Annotated in this window: 27 protein-coding genes and 1 tRNA gene; 3 read left to right on the top strand and 25 right to left on the bottom strand. The window is 67.1% G+C overall.

The features are described from left to right. The first annotated feature begins 22 nt into the window (after positions 1–22). From P1IM2_RS17970 to P1IM2_RS17960, 3 genes are read left to right on the top strand one after another with little or no spacing between them, the layout of a single operon-like run. Positions 23–451, top strand: a complete 429-nt coding sequence (locus P1IM2_RS17970) for a metallopeptidase family protein (protein ID WP_058812887.1) — start codon at positions 23–25, stop codon at positions 449–451. Continuing rightward, positions 448–1,032, top strand: a complete 585-nt coding sequence (gene ccmA / locus P1IM2_RS17965) for a heme ABC exporter ATP-binding protein CcmA (RefSeq protein ID WP_186403359.1) — start codon at positions 448–450, stop codon at positions 1,030–1,032. The genes P1IM2_RS17970 and ccmA overlap by 4 nt, the downstream gene beginning before the upstream one ends. After that, positions 1,029–1,676, top strand: coding sequence for a heme exporter protein CcmB (locus P1IM2_RS17960; protein ID WP_186403358.1), 648 nt, complete (start codon positions 1,029–1,031; stop codon positions 1,674–1,676). The genes ccmA and P1IM2_RS17960 overlap by 4 nt, the downstream gene beginning before the upstream one ends. A gap of 237 nt (positions 1,677–1,913) precedes the next feature. On the opposite strand, the gene rplA is transcribed toward P1IM2_RS17960, so the two are convergent. The 25 genes from rplA to P1IM2_RS17835 all read right to left on the bottom strand — a co-directional run bounded on the left by rplA (position 1,914) and on the right by P1IM2_RS17835 (position 26,539). Further along, a complete protein-coding gene (rplA, locus tag P1IM2_RS17955) occupies positions 1,914–2,612 on the bottom strand; it encodes a 50S ribosomal protein L1 (protein WP_003049148.1) in 699 nt (232 codons plus the stop codon). Positions 2,613–2,616: 4 nt separating this feature from the next. Further along, positions 2,617–3,048, bottom strand: a complete 432-nt coding sequence (gene rplK, locus P1IM2_RS17950; protein ID WP_003049146.1) for a 50S ribosomal protein L11 — start codon at positions 3,046–3,048, stop codon at positions 2,617–2,619. A 185-nt stretch (positions 3,049–3,233) separates the two neighbouring features. Then, positions 3,234–4,268 (bottom strand): acyltransferase, encoded by a 1,035-nt coding sequence (locus P1IM2_RS17945; RefSeq protein ID WP_260834195.1) that lies wholly within the window; start codon positions 4,266–4,268, stop codon positions 3,234–3,236. 66 nt (positions 4,269–4,334) lie between these two features. Further along, on the bottom strand, positions 4,335–5,270 hold the full coding sequence (locus P1IM2_RS17940; protein WP_186403356.1) for an acyl-CoA thioesterase II: 936 nt from the start codon (positions 5,268–5,270) through the stop codon (positions 4,335–4,337). A 40-nt stretch (positions 5,271–5,310) separates the two neighbouring features. Beyond that, complete coding sequence (gene nusG / locus P1IM2_RS17935) at positions 5,311–5,847, bottom strand: transcription termination/antitermination protein NusG (protein ID WP_003049140.1); 537 nt, start codon at positions 5,845–5,847, stop codon at positions 5,311–5,313. Positions 5,848–5,887: 40 nt separating this feature from the next. Next, entirely contained in the window at positions 5,888–6,085 is a 198-nt protein-coding gene (gene secE, locus P1IM2_RS17930) for a preprotein translocase subunit SecE (protein ID WP_040590458.1), read from the bottom strand. A 376-nt stretch (positions 6,086–6,461) separates the two neighbouring features. Continuing rightward, positions 6,462–6,537: transfer RNA gene (locus tag P1IM2_RS17925), tRNA-Phe, on the bottom strand. 97 nt (positions 6,538–6,634) lie between these two features. Continuing rightward, a complete protein-coding gene (locus tag P1IM2_RS17920) occupies positions 6,635–6,829 on the bottom strand; it encodes a DNA gyrase inhibitor YacG (protein WP_062901987.1) in 195 nt (64 codons plus the stop codon). Then, on the bottom strand, positions 6,819–7,781 hold the full coding sequence (locus P1IM2_RS17915; RefSeq protein WP_186403355.1) for a ribonuclease: 963 nt from the start codon (positions 7,779–7,781) through the stop codon (positions 6,819–6,821). Before P1IM2_RS17915 ends, P1IM2_RS17920 begins: the two co-directional genes overlap by 11 nt. Further along, positions 7,774–8,370 carry a nucleoside triphosphate pyrophosphatase gene (locus P1IM2_RS17910; RefSeq protein ID WP_186403354.1) on the bottom strand — a complete coding sequence of 199 codons (597 nt, stop codon included), beginning with the start codon at positions 8,368–8,370 and terminating at the stop codon, positions 7,774–7,776. Before P1IM2_RS17910 ends, P1IM2_RS17915 begins: the two co-directional genes overlap by 8 nt. Then, complete coding sequence (infA, locus tag P1IM2_RS17905; RefSeq protein WP_003049127.1) at positions 8,367–8,585, bottom strand: translation initiation factor IF-1; 219 nt, start codon at positions 8,583–8,585, stop codon at positions 8,367–8,369. The genes P1IM2_RS17910 and infA overlap by 4 nt, the downstream gene beginning before the upstream one ends. A gap of 83 nt (positions 8,586–8,668) precedes the next feature. Beyond that, positions 8,669–9,535: a cupin-like domain-containing protein gene (locus P1IM2_RS17900; RefSeq protein ID WP_186403353.1), complete on the bottom strand. Its 867-nt coding sequence runs from the start codon at positions 9,533–9,535 to the stop codon at positions 8,669–8,671. After that, complete coding sequence (locus P1IM2_RS17895) at positions 9,532–10,716, bottom strand: GNAT family N-acetyltransferase (RefSeq protein ID WP_186403352.1); 1,185 nt, start codon at positions 10,714–10,716, stop codon at positions 9,532–9,534. Before P1IM2_RS17895 ends, P1IM2_RS17900 begins: the two co-directional genes overlap by 4 nt. 78 nt (positions 10,717–10,794) lie before the next feature. Then, complete coding sequence (locus P1IM2_RS17890) at positions 10,795–12,690, bottom strand: XrtA/PEP-CTERM system amidotransferase (protein ID WP_186403351.1); 1,896 nt, start codon at positions 12,688–12,690, stop codon at positions 10,795–10,797. Between the two features lie 13 nt (positions 12,691–12,703). Next, the gene (xrtA, locus tag P1IM2_RS17885) at positions 12,704–14,215 is read right to left on the bottom strand and encodes an exosortase A (protein ID WP_186403350.1); all 1,512 of its coding nucleotides are present in this window, start codon (positions 14,213–14,215) and stop codon (positions 12,704–12,706) included. Next, on the bottom strand, positions 14,212–15,417 hold the full coding sequence (locus P1IM2_RS17880) for a TIGR03087 family PEP-CTERM/XrtA system glycosyltransferase (RefSeq protein ID WP_186403349.1): 1,206 nt from the start codon (positions 15,415–15,417) through the stop codon (positions 14,212–14,214). The genes xrtA and P1IM2_RS17880 overlap by 4 nt, the downstream gene beginning before the upstream one ends. An 8-nt stretch (positions 15,418–15,425) precedes the next feature. Continuing rightward, the gene (locus tag P1IM2_RS17875; protein WP_186403418.1) at positions 15,426–16,472 is read right to left on the bottom strand and encodes a FemAB family XrtA/PEP-CTERM system-associated protein; all 1,047 of its coding nucleotides are present in this window, start codon (positions 16,470–16,472) and stop codon (positions 15,426–15,428) included. 17 nt (positions 16,473–16,489) lie between these two features. Beyond that, positions 16,490–17,350, bottom strand: coding sequence for an XrtA system polysaccharide deacetylase (locus P1IM2_RS17870; protein ID WP_186403348.1), 861 nt, complete (start codon positions 17,348–17,350; stop codon positions 16,490–16,492). Between the two features lie 45 nt (positions 17,351–17,395). Continuing rightward, positions 17,396–18,553 carry an XrtA/PEP-CTERM system-associated ATPase gene (locus tag P1IM2_RS17865; RefSeq protein WP_186403347.1) on the bottom strand — a complete coding sequence of 386 codons (1,158 nt, stop codon included), beginning with the start codon at positions 18,551–18,553 and terminating at the stop codon, positions 17,396–17,398. Between the two features lie 23 nt (positions 18,554–18,576). Further along, positions 18,577–20,325, bottom strand: coding sequence for a hypothetical protein (locus P1IM2_RS17860; protein ID WP_186403346.1), 1,749 nt, complete (start codon positions 20,323–20,325; stop codon positions 18,577–18,579). Beyond that, complete coding sequence (locus tag P1IM2_RS17855; protein ID WP_186403345.1) at positions 20,322–21,338, bottom strand: AAA family ATPase; 1,017 nt, start codon at positions 21,336–21,338, stop codon at positions 20,322–20,324. Before P1IM2_RS17855 ends, P1IM2_RS17860 begins: the two co-directional genes overlap by 4 nt. Before the next feature lie 14 nt (positions 21,339–21,352). Then, positions 21,353–22,888, bottom strand: a complete 1,536-nt coding sequence (locus tag P1IM2_RS17850) for an XrtA system polysaccharide chain length determinant (RefSeq protein WP_186403344.1) — start codon at positions 22,886–22,888, stop codon at positions 21,353–21,355. Positions 22,889–22,942: 54 nt separating this feature from the next. After that, a complete protein-coding gene (locus P1IM2_RS17845; protein WP_058812850.1) occupies positions 22,943–23,599 on the bottom strand; it encodes an XrtA/PEP-CTERM system exopolysaccharide export protein in 657 nt (218 codons plus the stop codon). A 184-nt stretch (positions 23,600–23,783) separates the two neighbouring features. Then, a complete protein-coding gene (locus P1IM2_RS17840) occupies positions 23,784–25,013 on the bottom strand; it encodes a pyridoxal-dependent decarboxylase, exosortase A system-associated (protein ID WP_186403343.1) in 1,230 nt (409 codons plus the stop codon). Further along, on the bottom strand, positions 25,010–26,539 hold the full coding sequence (locus tag P1IM2_RS17835; protein ID WP_186403342.1) for an acyl-CoA ligase (AMP-forming), exosortase A system-associated: 1,530 nt from the start codon (positions 26,537–26,539) through the stop codon (positions 25,010–25,012). Before P1IM2_RS17835 ends, P1IM2_RS17840 begins: the two co-directional genes overlap by 4 nt. Between the last annotated feature and the right edge of the window lie 35 nt (positions 26,540–26,574).

The raw sequence follows: 26,574 nt of genomic DNA, 5'->3' as shown, positions 1-26,574 counted from the left end.
CCCCGCCATAAGGAAGGGCGCGATGAGCGACAAGGCCGCCCTTTCCCGATTGCCCGACGGCTGGACCGGCGGCGCCCCCGATGCCGATGCCTTTCACGCAATGGCCGACGCGGCGCTGGCCGCGCTGCCCGATATTTTCAAGCCGCACATCCGCGGCGTGGTCGTCGCGATCGAGGAATTTGCCGACGACGAAACGCTCGCGTCGCTCGGTATCGAACATCCCTATGATCTGACCGGCCTCTACGAAGGCCGGCCGCTGACCGAGCGCAGCATCGACATGAGCGGCGGCATGCCCGACCGGGTGACGCTCTATCGCATCCCGATCCTGGTCGAATGGATCGAAGGCGGCGAACGGCTCGACTGGCTGGTGCGCCACGTCCTGATCCACGAAATCGGACATCATTTCGGCTTTTCGGACGACGATATGCACGCGCTGGAAGACATGGCGTGACGCTGTTGCTTCAGCTCGACCGCATTGCCTGCATCCGCGGCGACCGGCTGCTCTTCGAAGGCCTGTCGCTGGCGCTTGCGCGCGGCGAGGCGCTGTGGCTGCGTGGTCCCAACGGTGCCGGCAAATCGAGCCTGATCCGCGTTGCCGCGGGCCTGCTCCGCGCCGCCGCGGGCACGGTGACGCGGCACGAACGCTGCGCGCTGATCGACGAAGCCGCGGCGCTCGATGCCGAACTGCCGCTGCGCCGCGCGCTCGACGTCTGGGCGCGCATCGACGGCATCGACGGTCCGATGACGCAGCGCGCGATGGAGGCGATGGCGCTGGGCGCCCTTGCCGAAGTACCGGTTTCGATGCTGTCGACGGGCCAGCGCAAGCGCGCCGCGATGGCACGCGTCATCGGCAGCGCGGCGCCGATCTGGATGCTCGACGAACCCGCCAATGGCATGGACGACGCCGCCCGGACGCGGCTCGTCGCAGCGATCACGGCGCATCGCGCGAACGGCGGCGCGGTATTGCTCGCCTCGCACTTCGCGCTCGACATCCCGGATCTTGCCGAGCTGGACATGGGGGCGCGCGCATGACCGCATTGCTCGCGCTCTTCTGGCGCGACCTGCGCCGCGCCTGGGGCAGCGGCGCGCTTTGGCTGCCCGTCGTTTTCTTCCTGCTCGTCGCGACCGCCTTTCCCTTCGCGGTGGGCCCCGACGCGCCGCTGCTCGCGCGCACGGGGGGCGGTATGCTGTGGGTCGCGGCGCTGCTCGCGGCGCTACTGCCGATCGACCGGCTGATCCGCCCCGACAAGGATGCGGGCGTGCTTGATCAGCTTGCGGTGCGCGGCATCGCCGACGAGGTGGTCGCGGCGGTCAAGATCGCCGCGCATGCGATCGGCTTCGGATTGCCGTTGCTGATTGCACTGTTACCCGCCGCGGCGCTGCTCGCGCAGGACGCGGCGCGCGTCGCGACGATCGCCACCGGCCTCGCCATCGCCATCCCCGCCCTCGCCTCGCTCGCGGTACTCAGCGCCGCGCTCACGGCGAACCTCAAGGGCGGCAATGCGATCGGCGGCCTGCTCGTCCTGCCGCTCGCGGTGCCGCTGCTGATCTTCGGCGCCGGAATGCTCGATCCGTCGGGGCGCGGCGCGACGAAACTACTCGCCGCTGCCAGTCTGCTGCTGACGGTGATCGGCCCCTTCGCGGCGGGGGCGGCATTGCGAGGCTTGCGGGAATAGCGGGGTTCGAGCGGAAGGGCGCATCTGAACAGATAGTAATCCAGCGTCGATATTGCGTTCCCTGGCGAAGGCCGGGGTCCGGAGTGTCGAACGCTGATGTTGGTGCTGTAAAGCCTTGGACCCCGGCCTTCGCGGGGGAAACATCAAGCGGTTAACGGCAACGTCTGCTTCCCACCGCCCAAAAGAAAAGGGCCGGAGTTTCCCCCGGCCCTTTCCTTGAATGGCTTTACCTGAAAATCAGGCGCCGGCGACGTCCGCGGTGTCGATCTTGACGCCCGGGCCCATCGACGACGACAGCGCGATCTTGCGGACATATTTGCCCTTCGCACCGGCCGGCTTGGCCTTGACGATCGCGTCGACGAACGCGTCGAAATTCTGGCGGAGCTTTTCCTCGCCGAACGACAGCTTGCCGAGGCCGGCGTGGATGATCCCGGCCTTTTCGACGCGGAATTCGATCTGGCCGCCCTTGGCTGCCTTGACCGCTTCGGCGACGTTCGGGGTGACGGTGCCCAGCTTCGGGTTCGGCATCAGGCCCTTCGGACCCAGCGTCTTGCCGAGGCGGCCGACGATGCCCATCATGTCCGGCGTCGCGATGACGCGGCCATAGTCGAGGTTACCCGCGAGCATGTCTTCCATCAGGTCTTCGGCACCGACCTTGTCGGCACCGGCGGCGAGCGCCTTTTCGGCATTATCGCCGCGCGCGAAGACCGCGACCTTGACGTCCTTGCCGGTACCGGCGGGCAGCGTGACGACGCCGCGGACCATCTGGTCGGCGTGACGCGGATCGACGCCCAGGTTCATCGCGATTTCGAGCGTTTCGTCGAACTTCGCCGAAGCGAGTTCACGGACGGTCTTCAGCGCGTCTTCGATGCTGTGCAGCTTCGTCGCGTCGACCTTGCCCTCGAGGGCCTTCTGCTTCTTGGTCAGCTTTGCCATCGGTTCAGCCCTCCGTCACTTCGAGGCCCATCGAGCGGGCGCTGCCTTCGATGATCTTGGTCGCCTGTTCGATGTCGTTGGCGTTCAGATCCTTCATCTTGATCTCGGCGATCTCGGCGAGCTTCGAGCGCGCGATCTTGCCGCCGCTGATCTTGCCGGGCTCCTTCGAACCCGACTTCAGGTTCGCGGCCTTCTTGATGAGGTAGGTCGCCGGGGGCGTCTTGGTGACGAACGAGAAGCTCTTGTCCGCAAAGACGGTGATGATGGTCGGGGTCGGGGTGCCCTTGTCCATGCCGTCGGTCGCGGCGTTGAACGCCTTGCAGAATTCCATGATGTTGACGCCGCGCTGACCCAGCGCCGGCCCGAGCGGCGGCGAGGGATTGGCAGTGCCGGCGGGCACCTGCAGCTTGATATAGCCGCTGATCTTCTTGGCCATGATGGCCTCCTTTCTTTCTGTCGCCCCGGACAGATCCGGGGCTCAAAATAAGCGGTCAAGCAGAGGGTTATCAGCCCTCCTCCCGCGCGGAATCACGCCGCCGTTCCAAAGGAGGGCGATCGCGAAGCGCGGCCGTTAGCGGGCTTTCGCCCGAAATGCAAGGAAAGACGCGCCGCGCGGCGCGATCAGACGGCGGCCGCCGCCTGCTGGCCGCGCCGGCTCTTCCAGCGATCGCGGATCATCCGCTGGCCAGGACGTTCGATGTAGCGATAGGTGAATTCGGACAGCAGCATGACGATCGCGACGAAGAGGATATGCGCCGAAAGCAGGCCGTAGTCCCAATCACGGAACTTGCCAGCGACGCGCAACAGCACGTCCGCGACAGGAATATTGACGAGATAGATCGAATAGCTGCGGTCGCCGAGCCACACGAGCGGCGCTGTTCCCATGAAGCGCGTCCGCAGCGCCAGGATTAGCGCCGCCGGCCAGGTCAGCGCGGTGAGCGGCAGCACCGGATTGGCTGTCCCGGTCGGGATCAGGAGTCCCGCCACGGCGATCGCCACGAGCACCAGCGCCGGAACGCGCGCAAACCGGCCGCGGTAGCGCCACAGCAGCACACCGATGAAAAAGCCGAAGCCGCCACGCGCGATGCTGTTGGCGGAGGTGAGCGGCTGGCCCGCGTGCCCGTCGAAAAGAAGCACTATACCGCTCGCCAGAATCGCGGTGCAGGCGACCGTAAGGACCGCCCGTCGCCCCGCGAAAGCCGCCGCCGCGAAAAGAATATAGCAAAAAACCTCGACCGAGATCGACCAGGATGGACCATCGAAGGTGCGCGCGACCGGCTCCGTAAACACCTGCAGCATGAACAGATGCGCAATGAAGGTACCGACGTTGTTATACGGCATCCACCAGAAGGTTGCAGCGCAGCAGACGAGCATGAACAGGTGAAGCGGGTAGAGGCGCGCGATACGCGCCACGGTGAAATCGGCAAGTGCGCGCGTCGACTGCAGCGATTCGCCGAAACGATACACATGCGCGAAGACGAAACCCGATAGCAGGAAGAACAGGTCGACTGCGGTCCAGCCATTGTCACGCAGCCACGCTGCTACCGGACCGCCCCAGCCGTCTTCGAAAACAGCGCGTTCGAACAATATCTTGGAATGATATCCGAAGGCGACGGCGCAGGCGGCGAGCCCGCGCACACCGTCAAGCTGCTTCAATCGTCCGATGGCCGTGCCGTCTGTTCCCATCCGAAAAGCAGCCCCCCTCTGCGGTCCGCGCAATCGCTATCGCGCGGCATCCGGGCGATAGCGTACCAGGCCTTCCTGCACCACGGTTGCGATCAGCGTGCCGTCCTGACGATAGATCGACCCGCGGCACAGCCCGCGATCGCCGCCCGTCCACGGGCTGTCCATCACGAACACGAACCAGTCGTCGACGCGAATATCGTCGTGAAACCACATCGCATGATCGAGGCTGGTCGACACCATGCCCGGCGTCCAGAAGTTAACGCCGTGCGGCAGCATCGCCGAGGACAAAAGTCCCATGTCGGATGCGAAAGCGAGGAAACCGCGATGAAGCAGCGGATCGTCGCCGATCGGCGCGGCGACGCGGAACCACTGGTAATGCTGCGTCGCCTTGGCCGAAGCCGGCGGGCGATAGCTGCGCACCTCGAACGGCCGCCGCCGCGCCATATGGGCAAGATGACGGTCCGAAATATTGGGATCGGCAGCGATGAAATCGGTGAAGTCCCAGCACTGCTCGGGCGGCAGCAGGTCGGGCATCGGCACCTGATGCGACAGCCCTATCGCCGGAATCTGGAACGATGCGGTCAGGTTGAAGATCACCTTGCCGTCCTGGCGCACGACGACACGGCGGTTCGAAAAGCTGCGCCCGTCGAAATCGCGGTGGATGCGGAAATGCAGCGGTTTGGTTTCGTCGCCGCCGCGCAGGAAATAGGCGTGGAGCGAATGCACCTGCTTTCCGGTCTCGACCGTGCGCGAAGCCGCGAACATCGCCTGCGCGATGACCTGCCCGCCGAAAATCCGGTCGCGCGCGGTGGTCGCTAGGGCGGGATAGGTAAATTCATCCTCGACGCCGGGCACGGGGTCGAGATCGAACAGCCGCGCGACCGCCGCGACGACCTTCTCGGCCGAAACACCCGCGTTGATTTCGCGGGCGCGCGCAATGCGAGCCTGAATCTCGTCCTGACTCAGACTCATGCGATTATCCCATGCTGCGAAGAGCGACGGCCGACGGCCATCACTTCATCCGTTCGACCTGCTCGAAATCGAGCTCGACCGGCGTCGCACGGCCGAAGATCGATACGCTGACCTTGACGCGCGCCTTGTCGAAATCGAGTTCTTCGACCACGCCGTTGAAGCTCGCGAACGGGCCTTCGAGTACCTTGACCTGATCGCCGATTTCGTAATCGACGCGAATCTCGGTCTTCGGGCGCGCGGCGGCTTCTTCCTTGCTGTTCAGGATACGCGCGGCTTCGGCTTCGCTGATCGGCTGGGGCTTGCCCGACGACCCCAGGAAGCCCGTTACCTTCGGCGTATTCTTGACGAGGTGATAGACATCGTCGGTCATCGTCAGCTTGGCGAGCACATAGCCGGGGAAGAATTTGCGTTCGGACTGAACCTTCTTGCCGCGCTTGACCTCGGTCACCGTTTCGACGGGCACTTCGACCGCCTCGACGAAATCGCTGAGGCCAAGGCGCTCGGCTTCGGTGACGACCGAATCGCGAACCTTGTTCTCGAAGCCCGAATAGGCGTGAATGATGTACCAGCGCGCCATCTGTGCGTGTCCTGTCCTGAAATTGGGTGTGAAGCGCGGATCAGCCCGCGAGCGACGTCAGCCAGCCGACGATCAGCTTGAATACGGTGTCGACGCCGAAGAAGAACAGCGACAGCAGGATCGTCATGATCAGAACCATGATCGTCGTCTGCATCGTCTCGCGGCCCGTCGGCCACACGATCTTGCCGGCTTCCGCCTTTACCTGGTTGACGAATTCGCCAATTTTGGGCCTCGCCATATCGATCGTCCCGTCCTTCATGCGTCTCAGTTCACGGCCAGATGGGTTGCCGCCCCCGCCGCGTCAAGCACGGCTTCAGGCAATAGTCCGCCCACCCTCCCCGAGCATGTCGGCGAAAGGCGGAAGGAAAACGGCGCATCTGTCCGAATGGGCGGCCTTTAGCCGCGCGCCAGAGCCTTGGCAAGCGATTGCCGCATGGCACCCCCGCCCCGACCCGGGATATCGCGCCATGCACGCGCCCACAGAAAGCTGGCCGGGAATTTTCGGATCGGAACCGAGCGGCATGGCGCGCCACGCCGCGCCGACGAGCCACGCGAGCCATCGCAGGAATGTCATATCGGTTTCAAGATGTTCCGGAACGGTCGCCAAGGGACCGTGGTGCCCGGGGGCGGGATCGAACCACCGACACTGCGATTTTCAGTCGCATGCTCTACCAACTGAGCTACCCGGGCACGGGCTCCACAAGGCCGTGCGGCCTGTTCGGGAGCGGCGGCTATAGGCAGGGGTTTCGATCCTGTCCAGAGCCTTTGTTGCGCAAATTTCTTCCTGTCATTCATCCTCGAAACGATCGCCGTCGAGGCCCCCGTCGGGCGCCTGATCGACCGGTACGCGATAGCCTTCGTCGAACCAGCGATTGAGGTCGCGGTCGCGGCAGCCGCGGCTGCAAAAGGGCTTGTAAGCCTCGTCGCGCGGCTTGCCGCACAAGGGGCAGCGGCGCGATCTGGCGGCAGCATTACTGGGCATGGCCCGCTCCTTTCACTTGCGCATCGGCGGCAATCGCAACCGCGCGCCCGGTACGCCGTTCGAGCATCGCGATCCAGTGCGGGTGCGCGCCGATCCATTGGGCAAGGGCCGGTCGCGCCGTGAGTTGCAGCGGTCCGGCACCAACCGCGCGCTCGGCCTGGCGCAACAGCAGCGCGGCGTCGGTCGCCACGGGATCGAAGCGGACCTGTTCAATCAGCGACGGGCGCTCGCGGCGCCGGATGATCTGCAGAAAGCCGAACCCGTTGGTTCCGGTGCGCTCGAACGGCTGCGGGAAATGGGCATCGACCCAGCCATCGACCGCCTGCCGCTCGGCCCGGCCCGGCAGCGAGGGAAAATCGATGCCGATCGAACCGCCGACATCGCAGCAGCGTACGACATGCGCCGCAGCTGCCGCGCCGGCCTGCGCCAGCGCCAGCGGATCGCCGTCGCCGTCGATGTCGATGAGCAGCATCGCCGGCGTGGCATCGACCCACAGCGCGCCGCCGGCGAAAGGCCAATGGCCGGTGCGAACATGATCGATCAGATCGGACCAGCCCGCTTCCTCAAGCCGGTCGGGACCGGTCGGCGCCAGGTCGGTCACCGGCAGGCCGCTCGCGGCGATGCGCGCGCGCAGGTCGGGACCGTCATCCGGCTCGGCGTCGCTAAGCCGGCCGCGCGCGGGCTTGTCGCGGCCGCGCTCGCGCAGCGCCATGCGCGTGATCTCGACCGCCAGCCGCGTGCCGAGCGGAACGCCCCTTGCCGCCACGGTCGCGACGGGGTCGCCCGGCAGGTCGAGCCGCACCACCCCCGGTTCGATCAACCGCCCGGCGATAATAGCACCGACGCGCGGCCGCTCGCCCTCGCGTTCGATCCGCGCTTCGATAATATGACCGTCTTCGATCAGCGCGGCCCGCGCCTCGCCGATGCCGGCTTCGTATAGCCACTCAGCCAAGTGGCACTCCGGCACTCGTCAGCAGCGCGCGCGTCTCGAAGATCGGCAGGCCGACGACGTTGGAATGGCTGCCCGAAAGGAAGCGCACGAATATCTCGGCCTTGCCCTGGATGGCATAGCCGCCGGCCTTGCCCATCCCCTCGCCGCTCGCGACATACCAGTCGATCTCGGCGGGCGTCAGCCGTTTGAAGGCGACGACGGTATCGGCGACGCGAACGCGCGGGCGGTCATCCGCCCCGACAACACAAACCCCCGAATAGACGTGGTGACGCCGTCCCGACAACAGGCCGAGCATCCGGCGCAGATCGGCCTCGTCGGCTGGCTTTTCGAGGATGCGGCGCCCGACCGCGACGGTCGTGTCACCCGCCAGCACCACCTCGTCCGCCGCGCGGTCGACGGCGCGGGCCTTGCTCTCGGCGAGGCGCGCGACATAGGCGCGCGGCAGTTCGCCCTTCAGCGGGGTTTCATCGATGTCGGGAGCCGCAATGCGCGCCGGCTCGAGACCGATGCGCGCCAGCAGTTCGCGCCGACGCGGCGACGTCGATGCGAGCACGAGCGACGGTGCGGGCAAGATCGCCGCCCCGCTCACTTGAAGCGATAGGTGATCCGACCCTTGGTCAGGTCATAGGGGGTGAGTTCGACGAGCACTTCGTCGCCCACCAGAACGCGGATGCGGTTCTTGCGCATCTTGCCGGCCGTATGGCCCAGAATTTCATGGTCGTTTTCCAGCCGGACGCGGAACATCGCGTTGGGCAGAAGTTCGACCACCTGGCCGCGCATTTCGAGAAGTTCTTCTTTCGCCATCTATCCTCTATGGGCTCGAAATTTAAGGATGCGCGCCCATAGCTCCAAATGCGCGCAATTGAAAGCCATCTGTCGCGGCGGCGTCAGGACACGAGTTTCAGTTTGCGCGCGACGCGCCAGCCGACGGTCTTTGCCCGGGCATAGCTCGGCCAGCGTGGCGGCATTGCGGGGTTCAATCCCATCCGGCGCAGCGCGGCGTTGGCGGCATGGGCTTCGGATTCGCGGTAGCTCCATTCGCTGCGCCAGGTGATCGAGAGCGAGATCGAGGGCGCGTCGCCGTTGCGGACATAATGCGGCGCCATCACCGGCATCAGCACCGCATCGCCCGGCGCGAGCGGGACCGCCTGTTCGGCGCCTTCAAAGCCATCATCCCACGGCAGGTTGCGGTGACCGCCGGTGTGGTAGCGTTCGTGCTCGATCCGGTGGGCAAAGCGTTCGTCGCCCGCAGGCCAGACGTGCATCACCTTGCTGCCGCGAAGCTGGAGCAGGATGTTGTGCTCGGGATCGAAGTGATAGGGCGTGATCGATCCCGGCGACGAGACGAAGACGAACCCCTGCGGTGTCAGCATCGCGCCGGTGCGCGGCGAAACAACGGGTTCCAGCTCGCCGAGCAGGTCCATCAACAGCGCGCGATAGGCATCGACCGTTTCGATATTCTTGAGCACCGCCCAGCTGCGATTGCTGTCGATGGTGCGGATCGTTTCGGCGATCGACAGCCCGTTCGATGGCACATCCTCGGGCCGGATACCGACAGGCAGATCGCCCGGATTATATTCGACCTGCGACCCCGGCAAAGTGTCGGCGAGCGCCGCCAGCGCATCGAGCGAGAGCAAGGGATGGTCGGGCAGGCAGTGGTGCAGCAGCCCCGCCTGCGCCGGATAGAGCGCGGCCATGCGCTCCAGCGTTTCGGGCGGAAAGACACGAACTTGTTCGGCGGATTGCGCGGTCATGACGGATCCTGTTCGATCGGCGGTTTGGGGGCGGCGCGCTTCAGGCGGCGCCAGATTTTCTCGGCACGCGCCAGCGCGCGAAAGCGCCAGCGGTCCGACGCGCCCGACAGGGGCGCGTTGATCCACACCAGCCGGCGCCGTTCGCGCCAGACGCTGTCGATCATCGGATGATCGGGCGCCGCGCAGCTGTCGACCCATGCGACGCGCGCGTCGGCGAGGATATCGAGATTCGCCTGCTGAAGCAGCACGCCGGGCGAAAAGCGGGCATATTCCTCGTCGAAGGCGGTCTTGAAGGAAAAGGCGCCCGGTGGCGTCACGAAATTGATCAGCAGCGCGATCGGCCGCTCGCCAAGATCGAGCGCACGCATGTCGAGCCGGCCCGCCTCGGCCGCTGCGGCAAGGATCGCGCGGAACCAGGCCTCGGTTTCGCTCTGGCTCGCGAGCGCCGACCCCGCGCGCCCCTTCCAGCCGCGCGCTTCGAGGTCGAGGAAAGCATCGATCCAGCCTTCGATCGCGTCGCCGCTGCGCCACTGGCGAAATGTCAGCGGCCCCAGTTCGGCGAGGCGATTGGCCTGGCGCCGCAATTCCTTGCGCTTCTTGCCGCGCATGGCGGCTTCCCAATAGGCGGCCGGCGACAGGTCGCTTTCGAGCAGCGCGCGCTCCTCGCGGTGGACGGCTTCGGCCTTGTCGCCGCGACCGCGCACGACTTCGGCCAGCGCGCGATGCAGCGGGCCGTCTTCGGTCAATCGCGGCACCTGAACCAGCGTTTGCGCCCAGGGCGCAGCATCGCACCAGCCAAGCAGGATCGACCAGAAAAGCGTCTCGCAGCCCGCGCGCACCAGCGGGGCGCCGTGAAAATGATTGGGATGCGCCCAGCCGACAACATGGCGGAGCGGCAACGGGCCGTAGCGTGCGGCGGGCGCCAGCGGCATCACCCCGATCAGCGGCCCGTCGCTGCCCGTCATCACCATCACCAGCCGCGCCTGCCGCTCGGGATCGAGCAGGTGCAGCGCCGATTGCAGGCACCAGCGTTCGACGAAGGGATTGGGCTCGCTCGCCGCCGCGGCCAGGCCGTCCCAAGCCGCGGCAAGATCGTCCGACAGCGCGAGCGGATCGACGACGCGAACGGTCAGCGGCGCGGCTTCGGCGGCATGGGTCGGAAAGGCGGGATGCACCGTCATCGGCGGCCAACCTAGCAGCGAGTTCTTAAGAAGCGGTGGCGATTCAGCGGCTTCGCACCACGCGCGCCGGCCGAGAAACTAGATACCAAAAAGCTTCGCCAGCGACTTTTCAAGCATGAAAAATTGCCAGATCAGCCGCCCATGATCGCGGCGGCCCGACTGGTGCGCGGCGACGACGCGTTCGATCTCCGCCATGTCGAACCATCCCGTCCGTGCAAGCGTTCCCGAATGGGCGAGCGCGCGCGCCTGTTCGGTCAGCGCGCCGCGGAACCAGTGCGACACCGGCGTCACGAACCCCATCTTGGGCCGGTACAAAATGTCGTGCGGCAGATAGCGTTCCATCGCCTGTTTCAGGATCGCTTTCCCCGTCCCGCCCTTCACTCGCATCGCGGCGGGGAGCGAGGCGGCGAACTCGACGAGCCGGTAATCGAGCAGCGGCTCGCGAGCCTCGAGGCTGACCGCCATGCTCATCCGGTCGGTCTTGGTCAAAATATCGCCGGGCAGCCAGATCTTGAGATCGGCATATTGCGCGCGGTCGAGCCGTTCGCGCGCCGGCGCCTCGGCCATCGCCTGCCAATAGCGCGTTTCCGCGACATGATCGCCGAGCGCGCGGATAGCGGCATCGTTGAACAATCTTGCGCGCTGGTCCGGGCCAGTGACGCCGACCGCTTCCGCGTAGCCTTCGGCGCCACTCTTCGACAGGCTGGCTAGTGTCGCACGGGCGCGCAGCGGGCGCGGCGCCCAGTCCATCTGCGGCCAGACGCGGGCGAGCGGCCCCAGAAGATTGCGCCGCAGCACGGCGGGGATCAGCGACCGCAACCGTTCCTCCTGATGATGGAAGACCAGCCGGCGATAGCCCGCAAACGCCTCATCGGCGCCGTCTCCCGACAGCGCGACCGTCACCTCTTCGCGCGCCAGTTCGCAGACGCGATAGGTCGGCAGCGCGCTCGCGTCGGCGAAGGGTTCGTCGAACATGTCAGCGATGCGGCCAACCAGCGCGAAATCGGCGGCCGCGACGGTGCGAGTGCGGTGGTCGGTGGCGAAGCGGTCCGCGATCGTCGCCGCATAGGCCGTTTCGTCGAGCGCCGCCTGATCGAAACCGATGGTGCAGGTCTTGACCGCCTTCGCGCTCGCCTCGGCCATCAAAGCCACCACCGCGCTCGAATCGACGCCGCCCGACAGAAAGGCGCCGAGCGGCACGTCGGCGACCATGCGGTCGGTGACCGCGGCGCGCATCAGATGGACGAGATGCTCGGCCGCCTCGCCTTCGCTGGCGCGGATGCGGTTCGAAAAATCGGGCGACCACCAGCAGGTCGGGGCGGGAAACGGCTTGCCGCGTTCGAGCAGCAGATAATGGCCCGCGCCCAATTTGCTGACGCCCGCCATGATGCAATTGTCGTCGGGCACATAGCCGAGCGCCAGAAAGTCCTCGACCGCCGACAGATTGGCCTCGCGCCGCAGCAGCGGATGCCGCAGCAGGCCCTTGAGTTCGGACGCAAAGGCGATCGATCCGTCCGACAGCCGCGCGAAATGCAGCGGCTTCACGCCCAGCCGGTCGCGCGCCAGGAACAGGCAACCCCGCTGATGGTCGTGGATTGCAAAGGCGAACATGCCGTTGAGCCGCGACAGGCAATCCGGACCCCACTGCCGCCACGCCGCCAGAATCACCTCGGTATCGCCGCTGGTGCGAAAGCGGTGGCCACGGTCTTCGAGTTCGGCGCGCAACTGCCGGAAATTATAGATTTCGCCGTTGAAGCTGATCGTCACCGCCTCGTCGTCGCTCGCCATCGGCTGCGGACTGCCTTCGATATCGATGATCGACAGCCGCAGATGCCCCAGCCCGACACCCGGCGCGGTCCATTCGCCCGATCCGTCGGGACCGCGATGACTCATGGGATGCAGCATCGCGCGCAGCCGCGCGGGATCGACGGGCTTGGCCGTCTCCAGATGATAAATGCCCGCGATCCCACACATATAGGAAGCAGCCCTAGCGCAGTTTCAGCGCGCGGTCAGCCATCGCCTGCGCTCCGCCCGACGCGGAAAGGAAATCGGCGATCGCATCGCGGCCGCCCGCGCGCTCCTCCGCCGTCAGAATCAGCGACAGCGCGCGCGGATCGCCGCCGAGCAGCCGCGCCTTGAGTTCGGCCAGTTTCGCGGCGCGCGCGCTGCCCGTCGCGCGGCCGTCGACGACATACCAGGTTGCCGCGTCGCGCAGCACCGGGCCGGGATGAAGCAGCCTCTCGGTCTTGGCGCCGTCGACCGCGGGCAGCGCCGCGCTCCACGCCCATTTGCTGTCGGGGTCGATCGCGCCCTGTCCGAAGCCGACGACCTCGCGGCCTTCGGCCTGCCGTTCATAGCCTCCGATCGCGACCGTGACACGGCGCCCCGCGGCATCGACGAAATGCCGCACCAACCGGCGGTCGGCACCGTCGAAGCGCGGATGCCACGCGGCGCCCTCGCTCGCCGCGTCGTGCCAGCCCGGCGGCGGCGCCACCGCCATCGTCGCGGGCAGCGGCGCTGCCCGGCCCCCAATCAGCGCGGCCCACCCCGAAAAGGCGAGCGGCAGCGCGAAGGCGAGCGCCAGAACCGCCGGCGCCGGACCGACAAAGCACGGCGGCGCATTCAGTCCGGTGATGTCGACCGCCACGTCGTTCGCGGGCCGGTCGAACCAGCGCCGCGCGACCAGCATCACGATCAGGATCACGATCCCGAAGAATATCCAGCCATAGAAGACATGGTCGATGCCCCCCGCGGCCTCGATCCCCCAGATTTCGGCAGCGACCATCGTGCCATAGGCGCGCAGCGCATTGGCGGCGACGGTCGTCGCGAGCGCCGCGGCGACGAAGACGATCCGACGCGTCCAGCTTTTGAAACAGAGATTCGCGGCGAACACCGAATAGGCGAGCATCGCGATCAGGAAATTGACCCCCGAACAGGCCTCCGCCACCTCGAAGAAGCCAGCGCGCGTGGTGATGAACACGCCCTCGATTGCCGCGTCGAGTCCCGACAGATGAAGCAGGACGACGCTGATCCGCGCCGTCAGCGTCTGGAGCAGCGGTACCAGTTCCTCGCCGAAGGGTACGAGCAGCAGCGCATAGCCAAGCGGGAAGAGAAGCGCGCGCACGAGGTTTTGTCCGAGCACCGCACCGACCGCCCCCTGCAGCATCAGGACAAGCCCCAACTGCCGGAACAGGCCGACGCCCGCCGCCTCGCCCACCAGCCAGACGAAACCGCCGCCCGCCAGCCATACCGTTCCAGGCCACCACCAGGCCGGAGCGAGCGTGCGCAGTTGCGGCCAGCGCTGCTGCACCAGCCAACCGATCATCGGCACCATCAACAGGCAATGGGTGAACGTCGAACTGTGCCACCAGATGCCCGCCATGTCGGCGGCATCGCGCGCGAACAACGGCAGAATTGCCGCCGTGAGCGCGCCAAGCGCGGCCAGATGCCGCTGCCACAGGGACCGGCCGCGCGCCGATGCGATCGGCCGGGCGGTCATTCCGGAAGCCCCAGCAAGTCGCCGAGCGGTTCCAGCCGCGCGTCCCACCCGTAGCGCGCGATCATCCGATCGCGGGCGCGGGCGCCCATCTGCGCGGCGGAACCCGGATCGGCGAACAGGCGCACGATTGCGTCCGCCATCGCAACAGCTCCGTCGGCGACGAGCAGATGATCACCATCGACCGCGTCGATCCCGGTCGCGGCGGCGGCGCTCGCGACGACCGGCCGCGCCATCGCCATCGCTTCGAGCAGCTTGTTCTGCACCCCCCGCGCGAGCAGCAGCGGCGCCACGACGACATCGGCGGCGGCGAGCCACGGGCGCACGTCGGGGACTTCGCCGGTGACGGCAACGCCGGGCAGCCGGGCGAGCATCCGCACCTCTTCGGCCGGCGCACGGCCGACGATCGCAAAGCGCGCCCGTGGTTCGCGCTGGCGCAGCAGCGGCAGCACGGCCGCCGCAAACCAGCTCACCGCGTCGATATTGGGGCGATAGTCCATTTGTCCGGTGAACACCGCCAGCGGTCCATCGCCTTCATCCACCGCCGCGAAATCCTGCGCCGGGTCGAAACGGTCGGTGTCGATGCCGTTTTCGACCGCGACGGCGATGTCGCCGCCAAGGCCGCTGCGCGTCCGGAACAGCGCCGCCTCCGCCTCGCTGACGAACAGGCTGGTATCGACCGAACGTGCGACTTTCGCTTCATAGGCGCCGAGCTTTGCCGCTTCGCGCCGGTGAACCCAGTTCATCGGCTGGCGCCTGTCCTGTTCGGCATAGGTCGCGAATTTGGCCGAATCGACGTCGACGAAATCCATGATGACCGGCCCGTCGAAGCGGGCGGGAAGATATTGCGCCATCTGGCCCGAGAAGGCGACGATATGGGTAATGCGCCCGGTCGCCAGCAAGGCATCGACGTAGGAGGCGACCACACCGCTGCGGAACAGCCGGTTCGACACCGGCTCGCCGCGCAGCACCGCCTGCGCGAGCGCGATGGGCCGCGAGGCGCGGCGCGTGTCGATGCACAGGCTTTTACAAAGCGGCGCCATTTTCGCCCGCGCCGTTTCGGCATCGTTCGCATCGTCGGCGAGCGCCGCGACATGGACGGGCGCCAGCTTGCGAAGCGCCTCGAACATGTGCCAGCTGCGTATCCGGTCGCCGCGGTCGGGTGGCCAGGGCGCGCGGTGAACCAGGAACAGGATTTCGGCCATCGCGCCGGTCAACCCAATCCGCGCGCGATCAGCGGCCCGATGCGGTTGGCCACCCACAGCGGCAGCTTCTTCCACAGATCGACCTGCAACCGGTATTTGGCGCTGTTCGGGTTGGTGTCGCGCGGCGCCCGGCCCGGCGCGAGCCAGCGCGCATAGGCCAGCGGGCGGGGTTCGAACCCCCAATTCTTCTTGTAGGCGAAAGGCCCGGTGCCAAGCTTCGAACGGCCGAAATCGAAACGGGTGCAGCCGCGCGCGCGGGCATGCCCCATCAGCGCGAAATACATCAGCTCGTTGGCGCGCAGCCCGCGCGCTTCTGCCGTCCCGCCGCCCCAATAGGGCATCACCGTGCCGCGCCAATAGAGGCTGAGCACGCTCGCCACCGGTCGGCCGTCGGCGCGCACGGTCAATATGTCGGCATTCTCACCAAAGGCGTCGAGCACCGCATCGAACAGCGCCTTCGGAAAGACCGGCGTGCCGAGGTTGCGAACGCTCGTCGCGTAGATGCGGTAATGGTCGCGCCGCTCGGCGGCATCGCGCCCCGTGCTCACCGACAGATCCCCCGCCAGCGCCTTGCGCACCTCGGCGCGCTGCTTGCGCGGGACGGCGAGCAATTCGGCTTCGTCATCGGCGGCGAGGTCACGCGTGAAGCCTGCGTAGACATCGTCTTCGCAGCGCCACCCCTCGCCTTCGGGCAGCGGACCCCCGCGCAGTTCGACCGACGGAACGCCGAGCGCGCGGGCCAGTTCGGCGGCACCCGTGGCCAGGGTGTCGGCAACCGCTGCATCGTCCGCCAGCATTCCGCCGTCGACGGCGAAACCGCTGCCGACCAGCGCCTGCCCGAACAGCGGCGAGCGGACATGGTGCAGCGGGACGAGCCCCGTCAGCGCGCCGTGCGCATCGCGCGCCGTGACGAGATGGCAGCGGTGACCCGTCGCCTTCGTGATCGCTTCGCACCAGGCGCGCGTATGAAAGGGGGTCGCATCGGGGTGCGCGGCGACATAGGCGTCCCACGCCGCCGCGTCCGCAAGTGGCGCACCGGCAAAGGCGTCGCTCATCGTTTTGACCGGTGCGTTCACGCTGCGGCGCGCCACGGCCGGGCGCGCTCCTGCTGCGCCGCGAGCAATGCATCGGCGCGCGTCCATTCGAAATCGTCGAGCAGCTTCTTCAGCTTGCCCGCCATCGCGGAGAGGCCGGTATAATGCCGGACCTTCGACCGCAGCGGCGCATCGGCAACGCGCGGCTGACCGGGGTCGATCTCCCACGGGTGGAAATACAGGATTGCGGGATGCCCCTCGCGATTCATCCGCTCGATCGCCCAGCGCGTGAAACCATAAGGAAGCAGTCGCATGAAACCGCCCCCGCCCGCGGCAAGCGTCCGGCCCGCGACGCGCGCGGTCGTCACCGGCCATTCGATCAGCGCGCTGTCGGGAAGCGGCTGCCAAGCGTGGCGCGGGCTTTGCGCCCAGCCATAATGATCGTGCACCACCGGCGCGACGCTGCTCGAATAGGCATAGCCCTGTTCGGCAAGGACGGTATGCGCCCAGGGCGTGCGCGCATCGACCGAAAAGCTGGGTGCGCGATAGCCGCGCACGGGCTGGCCGCCGAGATTTTCGAGGATGGCGCGTGTCTTTTCAAGGTCGGCGGCAAATTCGCCGGCCGTCATCTGGAACAAGCGCTTGTGATCATAGCCGTGGCTCGCAAGCTCGTGCCCCGCATCGACGATCCGCCGGATCAGCGCGGGATAGCGTTCGGCGACCCAGCCGAGCGTGAAGAATGTGCCCCGAACCCCGGCCTCGGCGAACAGGTGCAAAACCGCATCGCAATTCGCCTCGACCCGGCATTCGAGCGCCGGCCAGTCGGCGCGATCGATCGTGCGCTCAAAGGCGCCGACCTGGAACCAGTCCTCGACATCGACCGACAGGCCGTTCTGCATCGTCCATCACCTCTGCCGGTCGCATAGCCGAAATCGGCGCTGCCGTCAGGCCGCCCAAACCTGCGATTTTGCGGGGTTGGGGGCGTTTTCGGGATCGCGCTCGACCCATTCGATCAGCAGATCGAGAACCCGACGCAGCGCTTCATCCTGTTCGGCAATCCGCGTCTCGAGCGCCGAAATCTGCGCGCGCAGCGCATCGAACTGCGCCGTATCCTGCGGAGCCGCGACGACCGGCGCAGCAGCGTCCGTCGCGGGTGCCGCGAAAGGCGCGCGCTCTGCGCTTGCCACCGGCCATTCGTGCGGCACGGCGGCGTGCGGCGCGCTCGCCGTTGCGGCTTGCGCCACCACCTCTTCGACCGGCAGCGGCGCAAGGCTCGCCTCGTCGATGCCGCGGTCCGATTCGATCTCGGCAATCACATTGCGGACATGTTGGGCGTTGATGCGGTTGAGTTCCTCGACCGCGCCGAACAGCAGCAGGCGGCTGACGAGGACGTTGAGCTTGCGCGGCACACCTTCGCTATAATCATACATCAGCTCGAAACTGTCGGGGCTGAAGCTCGGGTTGCCCGTCCAGCCCACCTTGCCGAGGCGGTGGAGGATATAGGGTTCGACTTCTTCGGGCTCCATCGGATCGAGATGGTGCGTCGCGATCACGCGCTGGCGCAATTGTTCCAGCGTCGGCGAATGAAACAGCGTCTGGCGGAACTCGGGCTGGCCGAGCAGGAAGATCTGCAAAAGCGAATGGCCGCCAAGCTGGAAGTTCGACAGCATCCGCAGTTCTTCGAGCGCCGAGATCGCGAGATTCTGCCCCTCGTCGACGATCAACAGCGTGCGCCGCCCGGCGCGCGCCTGTTCGCGCAGATATTGCTCCATCGCGCGCAGCAGTTCCGCCTTGCTCTGCCCTTCCCATTCGATGCCGAATTGTTCGGCAACAAGGCGCAGCAGATCGTCGCCCTCGACCTGTGTTGACACCAGCTTGACCGCGGTCAGCCGGTTCGGATCGATCGTGTTCATCAAATGGCCGACCAGCGTCGTCTTGCCCGCGCCGATATCGCCGGTGATGACGATGAAGCCTTCGCCCTGCGCCAACCCATAGCCAAGATAGGACATCGCCTTGCGGTGCGTTCCGCTCTCGAAATAGAAAGCGGGATCGGGCGTCAGCTGGAACGGGCGTCCGGTGAAGCCGTAGAATTGATCGTACATCGCAGTAATCCCGTTGTGCTGGATCAGAAGTTATAACGCAGACCGACGAGCGCCGATCCGATAAGCTGGCTGTTGAAGCCATCCTGGTCGAAGGCGTTGAGCCCCGCCGCCGCCGTTCCGGTCAGGCCGCGCCAGAAGCGCCGCGAATAGGCCGCGGAGATACCGGCCGACTGGACGTCGGACGCACCCGGCGAACCATTGTCGAAATAGTTGAGGTAGCCCGAAATGCTGAGGTCCGACGAGGAATCGAGCTGGCGCCCGGCGGAGACGAAAAGATAATAGGCCTCGTCCACCGTGCCGTTGATCGCGCCGAGTACCGATCCGGTCGGCACCAGCAGCTTGCGACGGTCGTATCCTGCACCGACGCCATAGCTCCAGCGGCCATAGCGCGACGACAGGATCGCCTGCACGCCGCTGCTGCGGAACTGCGCGGTTGTCGTATTGGCAAGCTGCGGGGCAAGGCATCCGCCACTCTGCTGCCCGAAGACGCAGGCGTTCACATCACCGCTGATCGGATTGCGCGTCGGGTCGAACTGCGTCGGCAGCGCCGACAGCCCGGTGGTCAGCCCGCGCCCGAAGCTCGAAAGCCCGTCATAAACGCCAAGCTGGAACAGCGTCCTGTCGTCGGGACGATAGGCGAAGCTGCCTGTATAAACCGTGTCGCCATAGCGGCGGCCGACGCGTGCGGTCAGCGAGGTGCGCGGGCTCGGGCGCCACATCACGCCTGCATCCCAGATCAGCCCGTCGGTGTCGAACGAGAGCTGTCGGGGCTGCGACGTGTCGGTGACAAAGCGGCCGTTCGAATCGCGCACCGGCACCCCATTGGTGTCGAGCAGCGGATCGCGCTGGCTTATCTGGACCTTTTCATAGCCCACGCCGCCCAGCAAGGCGACGCTGGGGCTGATCGGCACGGTAACGTCCGCGCGGGCATATTTGCCCTCGAACCGCTGGTCGAGCTGATTGCTGTCCTCGCGCTCATAGCCGCCCGAAACCTGCCAGCCGAAGGGCAGATCGCCCGGACGCTGGCCAAGGCTGGCCCAAGCGACATGGTTGGTCGAGCTGTCATAGGCATCGCCGACCGGAACGCCCGGCGCGAGCACCGCGGGCGTATCGATGTCGACCTTCGTATAACCGAAACGATAGCCGGCTCCGAAGTCGAGGTTGCCGATGCGCTTGGTCAGCGTCGGACCGGCATAGATGGAATAGAGATTGGCGACATTGTTCGCGCCGCCGATGAACAGGCCGCTGTCGGCGCCCCGACCGTCGGCGCGCGCACGGGTCGCAAGCGCGCCGCCTTCGATATTGAAGCCCTGCATCAGTTCGAGGCGCGCCCGCGCGAGACCGCTGAGTACGTCGGCATCGCCAAGGCCGCCCGATTCGCCAAAGCGATGTTCGTAGCGAATCGTGGCTGCCGCCTCGGCGCGGCGCGTCGCGATCACCGCATCGACGCCGGCCGCTACGGTCGTGTAGGTGAGCACGTCGCCGCCATTCTTGAGCTCGGCAGTGAGTACCTGCCCGATCTCGAGATAGGGGCTGACGTCGACCTGGCGGCGCTTCTTCTGCTTCTCGGCGCGCTTGCCGCCCTTGCGGTCGCTTTCGCCGGACGCCGCACCCGAAGCCGGGGCAGCATTGCTTGCGCCCGAGCCCGAGCCCGAGCCCGAGCCGGAACCGCTGTCCTGCGACCATTGGGCCTGCGCGCCCGTCGCCGTGCCGGCGAGCAGCAACGCCGCGATCGCGGCAGCACCGCGCAAATAAGTCCGGTCGCGCATCATGACGCGCCTCCCTGTCCGTAATAGGTGCCGAAGCGGCGGCCGCCCGGCGAGAATTTCACCCCGTTGAGGAGCAGCTGGATATGCGGGCAACCGCCCATCAGCCCGACCGCATCGCGCAGCGAGGATTCGAGCGTCTGATCGGCGCGCACCACGATGATGAGCTGGCCGACATGCCCCGCGAGCACCGCGGCCGGCGAGGCGGCGAGAACCGGCGGTGAATCGAGGATGATGATCCGCCCCGGCGCACCCTGTTCGAGCTGCGCGAGCAGCGTCTCGGTCCGGGCCGATGCGAGCAGTTCGGTGTCGTGCATATGCTGCGTTCCCGCAGGCATGACCTTCAGTCCCGGAATATCGGTCTGGATCAGGCAGTCACCGAGCGGCAAGTGCGGATCGGCGAGCGCGTCCATCAGGCCCGGCCCATCAGCCAGCCCCAGCGTTTCGAGCACGCTGGGTTTGGCAATGTCGGCATCGATCAGCAACACGTCGTGATCGGCCTCGACCGCAAGGCTGAGCGCCAGATTGACCGCGGTAAAGGTTTTGCCCTCGCCCGGATTGGCCGATGCGATCAGCACGCGGTGACCGCGCGGCACGACGGGACGGTTGGCGGTGCCCGCGAAGTTGCGAATGATCTCGCGCTTCACGATACGATATTCTTCGGCAATGCCGGTGACAGGCGCGCCCGGCACGACCATCCCGCGCGCAGCGAGCCGCTCGCGATCGATCTTGCCCTGCCGGTTGGCGGCGATGGCAGGAGCGGCGCGCGCTACCTCCTTGCGCGGCGATGCCTTTGCCGCGGGCGCGGCTTCGACCGCCGGTGCCGGCGCATCGGGCGGCAGGATTTCGGGCTGCGGCACTTCGGCAGCAGGCTTCGCCTTTTTCGCCTTGCGCTCGGGTTCGGGCGGAAGCTGCGACACGTCGATCGTCGGGGCATGCTTCGCGGGATCGAGGCCGAACATGTCGGCCGCGCGTTCGAGCAGCGAGGGCTGGCGCTTGACGGGGCGTTGGTCGTTCATGTCCTTTTCCTCGCTCACGCGACCATGCCACGCTGGACGAACTCGGCGACCAGCAGCAGCGCATAGAGGCCGACGAGCGCCGCGCCCCCGCTGGCAAGCCAGACAAGCCGCTTGCGCCGCTCGACGTGCCGGTCGGGCGTCACGACCTCGGTGATCGATCCGATGACGGGAAGTCCGCTCGCGCGCTCGAGCTTCGCGGCGGTGGCATAGCTTGTGCGCACCTGCGCCAGGCCGAAAGCCGCGCCGATGCCGCCGCCAATCCCGGCGAGCAGGACGAGCGTCAGGAACAGCGGGCGATTGGGCGCCGCAGGGCTGGTCGGCTTCGACGGCGGATCGAGCAACTCGATCCGGATCGCGTCGGTTTCGGTCTGCACGTCGCCGCGCAGCCGCACCTGTTCGCGCTGCGCGAGCAGCTTGTCATACTGTGCCTTTTGCGCCGTATATTCGCCGTTGATCCGGTCATATTCCGCGGCAATGCCCGGGTTCTGGATCTGCTGCGAGGTGATGCGCGCGATGTCGCCAGTAAGCTGCGCCTTGCGCGCCGACAGCGCGCTGACGGTCGCCTGCCGCTCGGCGCGCATCGCGGCCAGCGACGAATAGGCGGGGTTCTGCATCCCGCCGCCACCGCCATTGCCTTCGCGGTCGGCCTGCGCCTTGAGCGAGGCGATCTGACTCTTGAGCGCGATCACATCGGGGTGCGCGTCGGTCAGCCCGCGTGCGCGCATCGATGCAAGCTCGTTCTGCGCGCCCGCAAGCTGCTGCCGCGCGACGCCGCCGCCGACACCGCCTGCGCCCGGCACCGTCGCGGGGGTCGAGGCGAGCTGGCCGTTGGCGGCCGCCAGCGCCGCCTGCGCCGCAACCAATTGTGTTTCGATCTGGCTGAGTTCGGCGCGCGCCGCATCGACGCGCTGGGCGGGCGATCCGGCGCCGCCCGGAATCAGGCCGATATTCTGCGCCTCGAACGCGGCGCGCCGCGCCTCGATCTCGCGCAGCGATTTTTCGCGGTCGGCGATCTGTGAATCGAGGAATTTCAGCCCCTCGCGCGCATCGACGCGGCCCCCGCGCAGCTGATCGTCGCGAAAGACGGTGATCAGGCTGTCAAGCACGCCGCTCGCCAGCTTGGCATTGTCGGCGTCCGACAGGCTGCCGATGCCGACGCTCGACGTGATCTCGAAGATATTGTCCTGCTGCGGCACGATCTTGATATTCTTTTGCAGCATCGCGACCGCGCCCGCTTTCTCGCGCTCGCCCGCACCCGCCGGGATCAGGCCGGTGGTCGTCGCGACTTTCTCCAGATTGCGCGCGCTGGTCAGCGTTTCGCGAATCTGGTCGATCTGCTGGCGCCCGCCGAACGATCCGCCCTGCGCATCATCCGGCAGGATCTGGTTCACATCGACAAGCAGGCGCGCGCGGCTGTCATAGCGGTTCGGGATCGACGCGATCGCCAGCCAGCCGAGGATGCAAATGCCCCAGGCGACCGCGAGCACGAGCCAGCGCCGCGTCCAGACGCTGTGCACTGCAACCCGAAATTCGTCGTAAAGGCCGTTCATCGCTTGTCGTCAGTCCTTGCTGGGCAGTGGCGGTCGGGGGGCGCGCAAACGCCGTCAGAACATGCTTTCGGGGATGATGATGACGTCGCCCGGCTGAAGCTTGACGTTCGCCTTGATGTCGCCGCGCTTGATCAGGTCGTTGAGGCGAAGCCCATATTCATGCTGCTTGCCGCTGCCCTTGTCGAAGCGGACGAGCCGCGCCTTGTTGCCAGCGGCATAGTCGCCGAGACCGCCGACCGCGATCATCGCGTCGAGCACGGTCATGTTCGCGCGATAGGGAATCGACGCCGGCTTTTCGGTGGCGCCGACGACGCGCACCTGCTGCGAGAAGGTGCTGTTGAAGCTGGTGACGATCACGCTGACGATGGGGTCGGTGATATATTGGCTGAGCGCGAGCTTGATGTCCTGCTGGAGCATCGTCGGCGTCTTGCCGACCGCGGGCATGTCGGTGATCAGCGGCGTGGTGATCCGGCCATCGGGACGCACCTGCACCTTGCCGCCGAGTTCGGGGTTGCGCCACACGAAGATCTGCAGCTCGTCGAGCGGCCCGATGATATATTCCTCGCCGGGCCCTTCCTGGTTCGCGACGAAATTGGCGCTGGGAAGCTGCGGCGCGGTGGTGCCGGCCCCCATGCACCCGGTCAGCGCGGTCGCGGCGATGCCGGAAATCAGCGCGGCGCGGGCGGCGCGAAGCGAGGGGAAGGACGTCATGTTCAATTCACCTTTCGAGCGGACGGGTGCCGCCGCGGCGCCAATCCCCGCAGCAACAGCCAATGCGTCAGGGTCAGCCATGCTGGAAAAGGGTGAACATACCGTTAGTATTGGGATAAGTTGTGTCCGCGCTTGTCGCACATTGTGCCGCTTCGGCACAAAATTTAACCGCGTTCGGTAAGGTTCAGACGAGCATCTCGCGCGCCGGCCCCTGTCCGAGGAATGCAGCGGGGCTCGCCGAGGCGCCATAGGCGCCCGCCTGGAACAGCGCGATCAGATCGCCGACATCGGCGCGCGGCAGGCCGACCTGATCGCCCAGCCGATCGAGCGGGGTGCACAGACAGCCGACGACCGACACGGTTTCGACGGCCTCGCGGCCGAACCGGCCGGCAACCGCGATCGGATAGTTACGCCGGATCACCGTCCCGAAATTGCCGCTCGCGGCGAGCTGGTGATGCAGTCCTCCGTCGGTGACGAGGAAGGTTTCGCCGTGGCTGACTTTCCGGTCGACGACGCGCGTGAGATAGACCCCGGCCTCGGCGACGAGCCAGCGGCCGAGTTCCATCGCAAAGCCGCTCTCTGCCAGCGCGGCGCCTCGCGCGCCGAGCGTTTCGGCGAGCCGCGCGCCGACGGTCGCAGCGTCGACCGCGCGGTCGCCGGGGAAATAGGGAACCCCCATGCCGCCGCCCAGGTTGACGAGCGGCGGCGTGGCGCCGACCGCCTCCGCAAGCCGCGCCGCGAGGGCGACCGTCTGGGCCTGCGTATCGGCGATCGCATCGGCATCAAGTGCCTGCGATCCTGCGAAAATATGAAAGCCGCGCCAATCGGCGCCGGCATCGATCAGCGTGCGGACCAGCGCCGGCACCGCGTCGGCATCGACCCCGAACGGCTTGGCGCCGCCGCCCATTTTCATGCCCGATCCCTTGAGGTCGAAATCGGGATTGACGCGCACTGCGAGCCGGGGCCGCGTCCCGATACGGTCGGCAATGGCCAGCGCCCGTGCCCCCTCCTCCGCCGATTCAAGATTGAGCGTCGCGCCCGCCACAATCGCCGCTTCCAGTTCGCGGTCGCGCTTGCCGGGGCCGGCGAAGCTGATGTGTTCGGCCGCCTTGCCGCTCGCGAGCGCCAGCGCCAATTCCCCGCCGGACGCCACGTCGAACCCGTCGACGATGGTCGCCATATGCGCGAGCAGCGGCGCGAAGGGATTGGCCTTCATCGCATAATGGAGCTGCACCTCACGGGGCATTGCGGCGCGCCATTCGGCGGCGCGCGCAGTCAGCATCGCGCGGTCATAGACAAAGAGCGGCGTGTCGCCCGCCGCCTCGGCGAGGGCATCGGCACGCTGGCCCCCGATGCGCAGCATGCCGTCGGCGTCGGCAGCAAAGCCGGGCGGGATCGGGCCGTGCGGCTTCATGCCGCCACCCCTGCACCCCATTCGGCCGCGATCGCGACGCGGTCGAGCTTGCCATTGGGATTGCGCGGCAACGCCTCGCACCACTCAACGGCCTTGGGCTGCATGAAGTTGGGCAGCGTCCGGCGCAGTTCGGCGGCGAACGCCTCGCGGTCCGCATCGGCCTTGCCGCGCACGATCAACTGGATCGCAGCGCCCAGCCGCGCGTCGGGCACGCCGAAGGCGACGGCTTCATAGACCATGCCGGTGGCGACGGCGGCATCCTCGATCTCGGTCGGGCTGACCCGGTTGCCCGCGGTCTTGATCATCGCATCGTCGCGGCCGACGAAATAGAGCAGGCCGTCACCATCGCGGCGCACCGTGTCGCCCGACCACACGGCGATGCCGCCCCACGCCGACGCGGCAGGCGCCGCGCGGAAACGCTCGGCGGTGCGTTCAGCGTCGCGCCAATAGCCCTGCGCGACGAGCGGCCCGCAATGGACGAGTTCGCCCGCTTCGCCGTCGGCGGTGATGCTACCATCGGGACGGCAGACGAGGATTTCGGCGTGCGGAATCGCACGGCCCATCGAGGTCGGATGCGCGGCGACGAGCGCCGGGTCGAGCCAAGTCGACCGGAACGCTTCGGTCAGGCCGTACATCGGATAAATGTCGGCCTCGACAAAAGTCGCGCGCATCGCGTCGATCAGCGACGGCGTCAGTGCGCCGCCGCTGTTGGTCAGGCGGCGCAGCGATGCGGCGACATCCACCGGCCAATCGACCTCGACCAGTTGCACCCATAAGGGCGGCACCCCGGCAAGCGTCGTCGCGCCGTGCCGCGCCACCGCCTTCACCACATCGCGCGGCGCCAGATAATCGAGCGGCGCCGCCGCCGCACCTGCATACCAGGCCGAAAGAAGCTGGTTCTGGCCATAATCGAAGCTGAAAGGCAGCACCGCCAGCACGCGATCATCGGCGCCAAGCGCCAGATAGGTCGCGACACTCTCGGCACCAAGCCACAGATTGGCGTGACTGAGCATCACGCCCTTGGGCCGTCCGGTCGATCCGCTGGTATAGAGAATGGCGACCAGATCGCCGGGATCGCCCGCCGAAGGGGGCAAGCGCTCCGGATGGCCGTCGATCGCCGCCTCGACCGCAGTCAGATCGCGCAGCGCACAGCCGCCGGGAAGACCGTCGCCCAGCATGTCGGCCCGCGCGCGATTGGTCAGCAACAGCGCCGCGCCGCTGTCAGCCAGAATATGCGCGACTTGCGGCGCCTTCAGCAGCGGATTGACCGGCACATGGATCAGCCCGGCGCGCGCCGCGGCGAGCGGCATCAGGCAGGCGGCGCGCGTCTTCGCGCTCCAGCTCGCCACCCGGTCGCCGGGCCGGGCGCCCGCGGCGTGCAGCCATGCCGCCAGCCGGCCGACACCCGCATCGAGATCGGCAAACGACATCGGCGCGTCGCCTATGAGCAGCGCAGGCGCATCGGCCGCGCCGCGCAGCGCGAGATGGTCGAGGGGGTATGAGGGCGGGTTTTCGGCTTTGGTCATCGGCTGTTAGGACAGTGGTGATAGAGCGCCGCACC

Origin of the sequence: Sphingopyxis sp. P1IMeth2, from assembly GCF_900185685.1 — a bacterium.
In the GTDB taxonomy this organism is placed as follows: domain Bacteria; phylum Pseudomonadota; class Alphaproteobacteria; order Sphingomonadales; family Sphingomonadaceae; genus Sphingopyxis; species Sphingopyxis terrae_A.
Note: the sequence above shows the minus strand (reverse complement) of the source record. Positions and strands in the feature narration are given on the sequence as shown.